Here is an 11,132-nt window from a genome sequence, read left to right on the forward strand (position 1 = left end):
ATTTAAATGTGATTTTTTGGTTTTGTTGGAGTTTAGATTTGATAGGAAAGTTGTACATTTTACCGTTGCTGCATAGATTTAAAAAATCATACAAATTATAGTAATTCATTGATTTATAATGTTTTAATTTATAATCATCGAGTTTTAGATTTCTAATGAATTCAAAATTCTTTGTCCCACTTTACGTTGGACAATTTTAGGCGGAAAAAACTGACCTTTGTCACGACTTGCATCGATGACTATCGCGACGCGGTGCTGCGAAGCCCTGAAATCGTGGAAAGTGCACGTTGTTAGCGACTGCATAGAAATTCATCCCCAATGGTGAAATAAAAATAAAACCTATACCTGTAGCGGTGTTATTCACTGTTAATTAGTACTTTGGTGTGAATCTGGATATAAAAATACCACTCGCGGGTGAGTTATTTAAAATGTTTCAACGGACATACTCTTCATCGTAACGTGGCGTTAACAAATGTAAGTCATGTTAACAACAATTTGAGTGGTAATTAATTTAACTTCATGTACGACCAGGTCCAGGGTGACAGCATGAAAAACAAGTTGTTATTTATGATGTTTACAATACTGGGTGTGCCTGGGATTGCATCCGCAACCAGTTATGATTTAGCTAATTCAGAATATAACTTTGCGGTAAATGAATTAAGTAAGTCTTCATTTAATCAGGCAGCCATTATTGGTCAGGTTGGCACTGCTAACAGTGCAAATACTCGCCAGGAGGGCAGCAAGTTATTGTCGGTCATTTCGCAAGAAGGTTCAGGTAACCGGGCGAGAACAGATCAGACAGGATCATATAATTTTGCATATATTGATCAAACGGGCAGCTCCAATGATGCGAGTATTAAACAAAGTTCTTACGGTAATACAGCGATGATTATCCAGAAAGGTTCTGGTAATAAAGCAAATATTACCCAGTACGGTACACAAAAAACAGCAGTTGTGGTGCAGAGACAGTCGCAAATGGCAATTCGCGTTACTCAACGCTAATCCGTGAACGACGTTTAAATCAATCCGATGGGGGTTTTACCATGAAACTTTTAAAAGTGGCAGCATTCGCAGCAATCGTAGTTTCTGGCAGTGCTCTGGCAGGCCTTGTTCCGCAATTGAACAGCAATGGTCACCATAACGGTGGCAGTAATTATGGCCCGGACTCTTCATTGAGTATTTACCAATATGGGTCAAGTAACGTTGCGAATGCGCTGCAAAGTGATGCACGTAAATCAGACGTGACCATCACACAACACGGACATGGTAACGGTGCTACCGTCGGGCAAGGTGCTGATGACAGTACCATTAGCCTGAAACAGACTGGCTTCCAGAACAGCGCTGATATCAATCAGTGGAATGCAAAAAATGCTGACATCAGTGTAACTCAGTTCGGTGGTCGTAACGGTGCGGTAGTTAATCAGACTGCATCTGACTCGAACGTTCTGATTCAGCAGGTTGGTTATGGCAACAATGCGACAGCTAACCAGCACTAATTCAGTTTTATGACTGATAATAAACAGGGCGAAAGCCCTGTTTTTTTTCGGGAGCATATTATGCATACGCTATTACTTATTGCCGCGCTTTCAAATCAAATAACCTTTAATACAACCCAGCAAGGGGAGATGTATACCATTATTCCGCAGGTGACGTTATCTCAACCGTGCGTGTGTCAGGTTCAAGTTCTTGCCATACGTAAAGGGTCGGGGGGACAAAGCCAAACACAACAGAAAACAAGCCTGTCGATCCCTGCTAATCGGCCGATTGAATTAACAAAACTGAGCTTTAATATTTCACCTGAGGATACGGTCAACATTGTTGTTACCGTTTCGGATGGGCAGTCATTGCATCTGTCCCAGCAGTGGCCTGATTCAAGCAGTCGTTCATGATTTTTTATTGTATTTGCTTTAAGGGTGTGGCTGGGACAGCGGTGCTGTTCTATGAATATAGAGACGTGAAAACGTTTTTATTTGGTCATTAATCGCAGCGGTGAAGGATCACTTCGATCCCTCAAGGATGGTTTATCATTGAGGAACCCTTATGAGCACCTTATTAAAACGTATTTTAAGTACCAGTTTATGTGTTACTTCTTTTTTTATGTTCTCCGCAACGGCGCAGCAAATCACACCTGGCGGAATTATCCATTTCCGTGGCGCAATAGTTGAATCACCTTGCGAGGTGAACTCGCAACAACAACAGATTGAATTGTCATGTATACGTGACGGCAAGTTACGGAGTAGTCGCTATAACACACAACAGATAGCGATGGCCCCTCAAAGCCTCCAGCAGATTGCCAGTGTGAAAATGCAGTACCTTAATGAACAGAAAAATCTGGCGATTCTTAATATTGAATATAAATGAATCGTTCTGGAGTAGATATGCACCTGTATGGTTAAAAAGTGAGATTTCATAGAAAACCCTGCTGTACACTTAACAGAGAGTGTTTTGTCAGGGGGAACTTATGCAATCGCGTGTTCATGTTTTACAGGGCGACATTACGACAATCGCCGTTGATGTGATTGTCAATGCAGCCAACTCCTCGCTGCTGGGCGGCGGCGGCGTTGATGGAGCGATTCATCGCGCAGCTGGACCTGCACTGTTGGAAGCCTGCAAGCAGGTATTACAGCAACAGGGCGAATGCCCAACCGGTCATGCGGTTATCACCCTGGCGGGAAATCTTCCCGCCAAAGCGGTGATCCACACTGTTGGGCCGGTCTGGCAGGGCGGCAATCATCATGAAGCTGAACGCCTTGAAGAGGCCTATCTCAATTCATTACAACTGGCACTGGCCAATGGTTATCAATCTATTGCGTTTCCTGCTATCAGCACCGGAGCCTATGGATATCCACGTGCGGCGGCGGCGGAGATAGCGGTGAATACGGTGCTGAAATTTATCATCCGCCGTGCGCTACCTGATCAAATCTACTTCGTGTGTTTTGATGAGGAAAATGCCAGACTATACAAGAGATTACTCACCCAACAAGGCGATGATAACACGGCCTGATATGACGCGACTTGAGCGTGCCATTACCCCATTGTGCGTAAGCCATCCTGACCAGTGCGGCATTCTGGCACTGGATGACAGTCTGGATGCTTTCGCAGCCCGTTATCGGCTGACAGAAATGGCGGAACGAACGCTGGATGTGCAGTATTACATCTGGGAGAACGACATGTCCGGGCTGCTGCTGTTTTCTGTTCTGCTGGCAGCAGCAAAACGTGGGGTACGGGTTCGTTTGCTGTTGGATGATAACAACACGCCGGGCCTTGATGACACGCTGCGTCTGCTGGATAACCATCCGAATATTGAAGTCCGCCTGTTTAATCCCTTCTCATTTCGCATCCTTCGCGCGGTGGGGTATTTAACCGATTTTGCCCGGCTCAATCGCCGCATGCACAATAAAAGTTATACCGCGGACGGTGTAGTGACGCTGGTTGGTGGGCGTAATATCGGAGATGCCTATTTTGGTGCGGGTGAAGAACCGTTGTTTTCCGATCTTGACGTGATGGCCATCGGACCGGTGGTGAAAGAGGTCGCGGACGATTTTGAGCGATACTGGCAATGTCAGTCAGTTTCAACGTTACAAAAAGTCCTGGCGTTGTCTGAGTCAGAAACGCCCCAACGCATTGAACTGCCTGAATCCTGGTATAACGACGATATTACCCGACGCTATTTGCACAAACTGGAGACCAGCCAGTTTATGACGCATCTCGATCAGGGATCTCTGTCGCTGATTTGGGCCAAAACGCGACTGCTCAGTGACGATCCAGCAAAAGGAGAGGGGAAGGCTCCGCGTCACTCGCTATTACCGCAGCGTTTGTTTGACGTCATGGGGTCACCCACTGAGCGCATTGATATAATTTCTGCTTACTTTGTGCCGACACGTGCCGGAGTCGCACAACTCCTGCGCCTGGTCAGAAAAGGGGTAAAGATTGCTATTTTAACTAACTCGTTGGCAGCGAATGATGTGGCAATTGTGCATGCAGGATATGCGCGCTGGCGGAAAAAATTACTGCGCTATGGTGTGGAACTGTATGAACTAAAACCAACCCGCGATCGCGGCGCAGTGGTGCACGATCGCGGGTTGACCGGGAATTCAGGCTCCAGCCTGCATGCGAAAACCTTCAGTATTGATGGCCGCAAAGTCTTCATCGGCTCGCTTAATTTTGATCCGCGCTCAACGTTGCTCAACACGGAAATGGGATTTGTGATTGAGAGTGAAGTGCTGGCGTCATTGATTCATAAACGCTTTATGCAAAGTCAGCGTGATGTGGCCTGGCAATTGCGCCTGGATCGCTGGGGCCGGATAAACTGGGTAGATTGTCCTGGCGGCTGTGAACGGGTAGTGAAAAAAGAACCCGCCACAGGATTCTGGAAGCGGGTTTTGGTGAGGCTTGCCTCTGTATTACCGATTGAATGGCTGCTCTGAACCATGCAATCACAGCCCTGCTATCCGGCAATGGCTTTGTTTTTATCCTGCTTAGCGATGGGTTTCCCGGAAAAGAGGAACTTCAGCACCGGTATCCGCAAGTGGATTTCGTACAATATCACCGCAATCCCGACCACAAACAGAAGCCCACAGAGAAAACCCAGCAGATTTGATGTGATGTGCGGTGTGATATAGGCACCGAAAAACAGCGTTAACGGATGATGCACCAGATAGATAAACAGTGATGCATTGACAAAATAGGTGACGCGGGCTGACTGGAAATTCAATAAACGGTGGCCGAGCGAGAAGACGACGTTAACCATCCACAGTCCCATCACCATCGTTATCACGTATTCGGTTTCATACATCCAGGCATCGCCGTTTCCATAGCGTTGATTGAGCAGATAAGCCACAAAAGCGAATGCCGCGCCGAACGTGCAGCCGCGCGAGGGCGTTGTGAACAGTGCTTTCAGCTTCGGATTGATAAACGCCAGTGCGCCGAGCATAAAGAACGGCACATAGAACAGCGTTTGCATGACGATGAAATTAAACATGCCATCGCTGAGAATAGAAGGGTAGACGATAAAAATTGTTCTTCTGACGGCGGCATATCCGACGCCAAGCAACAAAAATATCAACGTCAGTTTCGTCATCGATACCGTGGAATTGCTGGCGCCATCGGGGCTCGTCAACCGATGTTTCATTTGGCTAAACACCCACATACTCACGGTTGTTAAAACGACAAGGACGAGTAAAAACCACAGATGAGAAATCAGCTCCCATGCCAGAGCGTTGTATTTATCGTATCCGCTGAGAGTATGCCAGCTGTCGGCTTTGCCTTTCACATATTGCAGCATGATAAATTGCGGCAGCGTGATTAGCGGGATCGCGGTCAGCATAGGGATCCCCACGCGTTCAACACGCACTTTCCACCACCGCTTTAAGGGGTAGCGCAAAAACAGCATGTATGAAAAATAACCCGAAATAACAAAGAAGACCTGCATGCGAAATGCATGAATAAAGTCGTTAAAGAGGGTCAATATCCATGACGGTTCCGCGCTGTTCACATGCCAGGTATGTGTGGAGTAGATCAGCGAGATATGGAAGGGAATTCCCAACAACATCAGCCAGGCACGGATGGAATCCAGGAAATATTCACGCGGTGGAGATACAGAGCTCATAGACAGTTACGTATTCTCAGACTTTTCGTCTTATCCCTAAGACGAATTATGGTTACATTCGAAGGCAACCCTACACGAAGTCCAACAACCTGTCTCCAGGATAAGCACTCAAAGTGAAAACAGGTAGGCGAACCTGCTTAAACCATGAGCCAGCACGCGAACAATACAGGGATTCAGTTGTCGGAATACCCGATTATCCATTAAAATGGATCGGATCAATATAAGCACACAAAGGGGGAAGTGCTTACTAATTATGAAACATAAACTACAAATGATGAAAATGCGTTGGTTGGGTGCAGCAGTAATGTTAACGCTGTACACATCATCGAGCTGGGCGTTCAGTATTGATGATGTTGCAAAGCAAGCTCAATCCTTAGCCGATAAAGGCTACGAGGCGCCAAAAAGTAACTTGCCCTCCGTTTTCCGCGACATGAAATATGCGGATTATCAGCAGATCCAGTTTAATCGCGACAAAGCATACTGGAGCAATCTCAAGACCCCATTTAAGCTCGAATTCTACCACCAGGGGATGTACTTCGACACGCCGGTCAAGATTAACGAAGTCACCGCGACTGCGGTGAAAAAAATCAAATATAGCCCGGATTATTTTAATTTTGGCGATGTGCAGCACGATAAAGACACGGTAAAAGATCTCGGTTTCGCCGGGTTCAAAGTGCTGTATCCGATCAACAGCAAAGATAAAAACGACGAAATCGTCAGCATGCTCGGTGCCAGCTATTTCCGCGTACTTGGTGCAGGCCAGGTCTATGGTCTGTCTGCGCGCGGTCTCGCGATAGATACCGCTCTGCCTTCTGGCGAAGAATTTCCCCGCTTCCGTGAGTTTTGGATCGAACGTCCAAAACCAACTGATAAACGTTTAACCATTTATGCTTTGCTGGATTCCCCGCGCGCGACCGGGGCGTATCGCTTTGTGATTATTCCTGGCCGTGACACGGTTGTGGATGTTCAGTCCAAAGTCTATCTGCGCGATAAAGTGGGCAAACTGGGCGTAGCTCCGTTAACCAGTATGTTCCTGTTCGGGCCGAACCAGCCTTCTCCGACGACAAATTATCGTCCTGAGCTGCACGACTCAAACGGATTGTCTATCCATGCTGGTAACGGCGAATGGATTTGGCGTCCGCTGAATAACCCGAAACACCTCGCGGTGAGCAGCTTTGCTATGGAAAATCCGCAAGGATTCGGCCTGCTGCAACGTGGACGTCAGTTCTCCCGTTTCGAAGATATTGACGATCGTTATGACCTGCGCCCAAGTGCCTGGATCACGCCAAAAGGTGACTGGGGTAAAGGCAAAATTGAATTAGTTGAGATCCCCACTAACGACGAAACAAACGATAACATCGTTGCCTACTGGACGCCGGATCAACTGCCGGAAGCAGGCAAAGAGATGAACTTTAAGTACACCCTGACGTTTACGCGTGATGAAGATAAGCTTCATGCGCCAGAAAATGCCTGGGTGCAGCAGACTCGCCGTTCCACAGGGGATGTCAAACAATCCAATCTCATTCGCCAGCCTGACGGCACTATCGCGTTTGTGGTGGATTTCACCGGCACCGAGATGAAAAAGCTGCCGCAGGACACCCCAATTACCGCGCAAACCAGCATTGGCGACAACGGTGAAATCGTGGAAAGCACTGTGCGTTACAACCCGGTTACGAAAGGTTGGCGTTTGATGCTGCGCGTGAAAGTGAAAGATGCGAAGAAAACCACTGAAATGCGTGCTGCGTTGGCCAATGCCGATCAGCCGTTGAGTGAAACCTGGAGCTACCAGTTACCTGCCAATGAATAAGACAACTGAGTATATTGACGCAATGCCGCTTTCGGATATCGAAAAAGCGGCACTGCCGAAAACTGACATCCGCGCCGTTCATCAGGCGCTGGATGCCGAGCACCGTACTTACTCGCGCGAAGATGATTCACCGCAGGGTTCTGTAAAAGCTCGCCTTGAGCAAGCCTGGCCAGACTCTCTGGCCAAAGATCAGTTGATAAAGGATGATGAAGGGCGTGACCAGCTGCAGGCAATGCCGAAAGCAACACGTACCTCAATGTTTCCCGATCCCTGGCGTACTAACCCGGTTGGTCGTTTTTGGGATCGCCTGCGCGGGCGCGATGTCACACCGCGTTATCTTTCTCGTTTGACGAAAGAAGAACAAGAGAGTGAGCAGAAATGGCGTACCGTTGGCACGATCCGCCGTTATACGCTGTTGATCTTAACGTTGGCGCAAACGGTCGTAGCGACCTGGTATATGAAGACGATCCTTCCTTATCAGGGATGGGCGTTCATTAATCCGGCGGATATGATGGGGCAGAACCTGTGGGTTTCCTTTATGCAGTTGCTGCCTTATGTGCTACAGACCGGTATCCTCATTTTGTTTGCCGTGCTTTTTTGTTGGGTATCAGCCGGTTTCTGGACCGCGCTGATGGGCTTCCTGCAGTTGCTGATTGGGCGTGACAAGTACAGTATTTCTGCCTCAACGGTAGGGGATGAACCGCTGAATCCCGAGCATCGTACCGCGCTAATCATGCCTATCTGTAACGAGGACGTTGACCGCGTATTTGCGGGCCTGCGCGCTACGTGGGAGTCGGTTAAAGCCACGGGGAATGCGGAGCATTTCGATGTTTACATTCTGAGTGACAGCTACAACCCCGATATCTGCGTTGCGGAACAAAAGGCGTGGATGGAGCTGATTGCTGAAGTGCAGGGCGAAGGACAGATTTTCTACCGCCGCCGTCGTCGCCGTGTGAAGCGTAAAAGCGGTAACATCGATGACTTCTGCCGTCGCTGGGGAAACCAGTACAGCTATATGGTGGTGCTGGACGCTGACTCCGTGATGAGTGGAGATTGTCTGACTGGTTTGGTACGCCTGATGGAAGCGAATCCGAATGCCGGGATTATCCAGTCTTCACCGAAAGCGTCTGGTATGGACACCCTGTACGCGCGCTGCCAGCAGTTTGCTACCCGCGTTTATGGCCCACTGTTTACCGCCGGACTTCACTTCTGGCAGTTGGGTGAGTCGCACTACTGGGGTCATAACGCGATTATTCGTGTGAAACCGTTTATTGAGCACTGTGCGCTTGCACCGCTACCGGGCGAAGGCTCGTTTGCGGGATCGATCCTCTCCCATGACTTCGTGGAAGCGGCATTGATGCGTCGTGCGGGCTGGGGCGTGTGGATTGCCTACGATCTGCCTGGCTCGTATGAAGAGCTGCCACCGAACCTGCTGGATGAGCTCAAGCGTGACCGTCGCTGGTGCCACGGTAACCTGATGAACTTCCGTCTGTTCCTGGTTAAAGGGATGCACCCGGTTCATCGTGCTGTGTTCCTGACCGGTGTGATGTCCTATCTGTCAGCACCGTTATGGTTCATGTTCCTTGCACTTTCTACTGCCTTACAGGTGGTCCATGCGCTGACGGAACCGCAGTACTTCCTGCAACCACGTCAGCTGTTCCCGGTCTGGCCGCAGTGGCGTCCTGAGCTGGCTATCGCGTTGTTTGCCTCAACGATGGTGCTGCTGTTCCTGCCGAAGCTGCTAAGTATTTTGCTTATCTGGTGCAAAGGCACGAAAGAATACGGTGGATTTATTCGCGTCACGCTGTCGCTGCTGCTGGAGGTTCTGTTCTCCGTGCTGCTGGCGCCGGTGCGTATGCTGTTCCACACTGTTTTCGTAGTGAGTGCCTTCCTCGGATGGGAGGTGGTGTGGAACTCGCCGCAACGCGATGACGACTCCACTCCGTGGGGCGAGGCGTTTATGCGTCACGGCTCTCAGCTGTTGCTGGGTCTGGTGTGGGCAGTAGGGATGGCCTGGCTGGATCTGCGTTTCCTGTTCTGGCTGGCTCCGATTGTCTTTTCACTAATCCTGTCGCCGTTTGTTTCCGTCATTTCCAGCCGCTCAACGGTTGGGTTACGTACCAAACGCTGGAAACTGTTCCTGATCCCGGAAGAGTATTCTCCGCCGAAGGTGCTGGTGGACACGGATAACTATCTGGAGCTGAACCGTAATCGTTCGCTGGATGACGGTTTCATGCACGCCGTGTTTAACCCGTCGTTTAACGCGCTGGCAACGGCAATGGCTACTGCGCGCCATCGTGCGAGTAACGTGCTTGAAATTGCACGTGATCGGCATGTCGAGCAGGCGCTGAATGAAACGCCGGAGAAACTGAATCGCGATCGCCGCCTGGTTCTGTTAAGCGATCCGGTGACCATGGCGCGTTTACATTATCGCGTCTGGAATTCACCAGATAAGTATTCTTCATGGGTTAATTATTATCAGGGGATAACCCTGAACCCACTGGCGCTCAGGAAAAAATAAGCGTGTGAAACGTAAAAATACCGGCCTGGCGCCGGTATTTTTTTATACTGAATATAAAAGTCATGGGGTATCCAGTGCGAATACTGGCTGTGGGAATGATGGTCTTTCTTCTGAGCGGATGCGGCAGCATTATTAGCCGGACGATCCCCGGTCAAGGACACGGAAATCAATACTATCCAGGCGTACAATGGGACGTCCGGGACTCTGCGTGGCGTTATGTCACCATCCTGGATCTGCCGTTTTCGCTGGTGTTTGATACGTTGCTATTACCGCTCGATGTACACCATGGGCCTTACGAGTAACTACCGTTCATCCCATTCATCGGCTGCGGTCTGGCCTTCCTCTGTGTCAAGGGGAGGCTCCAGTTGAAATTCACCCTCATCCCATTCGTGGAGCGTATTTTCCTCCTGCCACTCCTGGCGAATATCAATCTCATCATAGTCACCATCAAAAACGCTTTGTGCCGCTTCACCGCTCAGCATGGGCAAACATTCGCCTTCACCATCATCTTCGTCGGCAAAGAACTCAGCTTGCCACATGATATCGCCATCCTGTAGCACGTACTTTTGTACGTTCAGCTGCTGGACACTGGCTTCGTCAGATTCAAGGCTTGGATTATCGGCCAGAAACTCTTCACGGGCTGCATCAATGGCTTCTTCAAGGGTGGGGTACAAGGCATTCATATTCGCATCCTGATCGCATGGGTGATTGGCTTAATAAAAAGATATAGGTGGTGTGGTGAAAACTGTCAAAGCATTCGTTTATCGCGAAGTTTCAGGTATGCAACGACTTGAAGCATCGGGTGTTTCTCACCCTAACCACACGGTTGTGGTGCTTCCTGGAACAACAAAAATACGGGTTGAACTCTGCCGCCAATACGATTCATAAACAATAAACCTTAAGTATCTAAGAATGGGGTGTAATGTATTAAACTCAAGCGGTTATGACTGGAGCACAATACGTGAGGATATTATAGTTTAAAGGGGGTGATTGAATAGCAAACTTGCGACAGCTTACAATGAAAAAACACAATGGGCAGATGAGATAAACATTAATTAACGGCATGAAATTAAAGGAGAATGATATCAAGAAGCAGATATAGATAACATCTGAAATCATCAACATTTAGTAATGTGGATAATATCGCCAACCATTTAATTTGTAACTCGTATGTAAACTCCTGGTTTGCATAAAAA

The 11,132-nt window shown here is 48.6% G+C and carries 11 protein-coding genes; 9 read left to right on the forward strand and 2 right to left on the reverse strand.

The genetic code is table 11. The features are described 5' to 3' along the window. Positions 1–546 precede the first annotated feature (546 nt). The 6 genes from csgB to NNN64_RS21705 all read left to right on the forward strand — a co-directional run bounded on the left by csgB (position 547) and on the right by NNN64_RS21705 (position 4,427). Positions 547–1,002 (forward strand): curli minor subunit CsgB, encoded by a 456-nt coding sequence (gene csgB / locus NNN64_RS21680; protein WP_048211206.1) that lies wholly within the window; start codon positions 547–549, stop codon positions 1,000–1,002. 41 nt (positions 1,003–1,043) lie between these two features. Then, complete coding sequence (gene csgA, locus NNN64_RS21685) at positions 1,044–1,496, forward strand: curli major subunit CsgA (RefSeq protein ID WP_137383203.1); 453 nt, start codon at positions 1,044–1,046, stop codon at positions 1,494–1,496. A 60-nt stretch (positions 1,497–1,556) separates the two neighbouring features. Further along, the gene (gene csgC / locus NNN64_RS21690; protein WP_137383204.1) at positions 1,557–1,889 is read left to right on the forward strand and encodes a curli assembly chaperone CsgC; all 333 of its coding nucleotides are present in this window, start codon (positions 1,557–1,559) and stop codon (positions 1,887–1,889) included. Positions 1,890–2,040: 151 nt separating this feature from the next. Continuing rightward, entirely contained in the window at positions 2,041–2,361 is a 321-nt protein-coding gene (locus tag NNN64_RS21695; protein WP_271442729.1) for a type 1 fimbrial protein, read from the forward strand. A 100-nt stretch (positions 2,362–2,461) separates the two neighbouring features. Continuing rightward, positions 2,462–3,004: an O-acetyl-ADP-ribose deacetylase gene (gene ymdB, locus NNN64_RS21700; RefSeq protein ID WP_271442730.1), complete on the forward strand. Its 543-nt coding sequence runs from the start codon at positions 2,462–2,464 to the stop codon at positions 3,002–3,004. Continuing rightward, positions 2,940–4,427 (forward strand): phospholipase D family protein, encoded by a 1,488-nt coding sequence (locus NNN64_RS21705; protein ID WP_271442731.1) that lies wholly within the window; start codon positions 2,940–2,942, stop codon positions 4,425–4,427. The genes ymdB and NNN64_RS21705 overlap by 65 nt, the downstream gene beginning before the upstream one ends. A 20-nt stretch (positions 4,428–4,447) precedes the next feature. On the opposite strand, the gene mdoC is transcribed toward NNN64_RS21705, so the two are convergent. Next, entirely contained in the window at positions 4,448–5,608 is a 1,161-nt protein-coding gene (mdoC, locus tag NNN64_RS21710) for a glucans biosynthesis protein MdoC (RefSeq protein ID WP_271442732.1), read from the reverse strand. 271 nt (positions 5,609–5,879) lie between these two features. On the opposite strand from mdoC, the gene mdoG reads away from it, so the two are divergent. The 3 genes from mdoG to NNN64_RS21725 all read left to right on the forward strand — a co-directional run bounded on the left by mdoG (position 5,880) and on the right by NNN64_RS21725 (position 10,238). Next, positions 5,880–7,415: a glucans biosynthesis protein MdoG gene (mdoG, locus tag NNN64_RS21715; RefSeq protein WP_271442734.1), complete on the forward strand. Its 1,536-nt coding sequence runs from the start codon at positions 5,880–5,882 to the stop codon at positions 7,413–7,415. After that, entirely contained in the window at positions 7,408–9,936 is a 2,529-nt protein-coding gene (gene mdoH / locus NNN64_RS21720; RefSeq protein ID WP_137383209.1) for a glucans biosynthesis glucosyltransferase MdoH, read from the forward strand. The genes mdoG and mdoH overlap by 8 nt, the downstream gene beginning before the upstream one ends. Positions 9,937–9,998: 62 nt before the next feature. Then, positions 9,999–10,238, forward strand: coding sequence for a YceK/YidQ family lipoprotein (locus tag NNN64_RS21725; protein WP_442870714.1), 240 nt, complete (start codon positions 9,999–10,001; stop codon positions 10,236–10,238). Here the strand turns inward: NNN64_RS21725 and NNN64_RS21730 are convergent, their stop codons facing one another. Beyond that, entirely contained in the window at positions 10,239–10,619 is a 381-nt protein-coding gene (locus NNN64_RS21730; RefSeq protein ID WP_271442733.1) for a MysB family protein, read from the reverse strand. Between the last annotated feature and the right edge of the window lie 513 nt (positions 10,620–11,132).

It is taken from the genome of Citrobacter sp. Igbk 14, from assembly GCF_028069825.1.
In the GTDB taxonomy this organism is placed as follows: Bacteria; Pseudomonadota; Gammaproteobacteria; order Enterobacterales; family Enterobacteriaceae; genus Citrobacter.

Bases quoted from the DNA above. Each gene is read 5' to 3' on its own strand.
- csgA (WP_137383203.1), top strand. From the start codon at position 1,044: ATGAAACTTTTAAAAGTGGCAGCATTCGCAGCAATCGTAGTTTCTGGC.
- NNN64_RS21695 (WP_271442729.1), top strand. From the start codon at position 2,041: ATGAGCACCTTATTAAAACGTATTTTAAGTACCAGTTTATGTGTTACT.
- ymdB (WP_271442730.1), top strand. From the start codon at position 2,462: ATGCAATCGCGTGTTCATGTTTTACAGGGCGACATTACGACAATCGCC.
- csgC (WP_137383204.1), top strand. From the start codon at position 1,557: ATGCATACGCTATTACTTATTGCCGCGCTTTCAAATCAAATAACCTTT.
- NNN64_RS21730 (WP_271442733.1), bottom strand. From the start codon at position 10,619: ATGAATGCCTTGTACCCCACCCTTGAAGAAGCCATTGATGCAGCCCGT.
- mdoC (WP_271442732.1), bottom strand. From the start codon at position 5,608: ATGAGCTCTGTATCTCCACCGCGTGAATATTTCCTGGATTCCATCCGT.
- NNN64_RS21725 (WP_442870714.1), top strand. From the start codon at position 9,999: ATGGGGTATCCAGTGCGAATACTGGCTGTGGGAATGATGGTCTTTCTT.
- mdoG (WP_271442734.1), top strand. From the start codon at position 5,880: ATGATGAAAATGCGTTGGTTGGGTGCAGCAGTAATGTTAACGCTGTAC.
- mdoH (WP_137383209.1), top strand. From the start codon at position 7,408: ATGAATAAGACAACTGAGTATATTGACGCAATGCCGCTTTCGGATATC.
- NNN64_RS21705 (WP_271442731.1), top strand. From the start codon at position 2,940: ATGAGGAAAATGCCAGACTATACAAGAGATTACTCACCCAACAAGGCG.
- csgB (WP_048211206.1), top strand. From the start codon at position 547: ATGAAAAACAAGTTGTTATTTATGATGTTTACAATACTGGGTGTGCCT.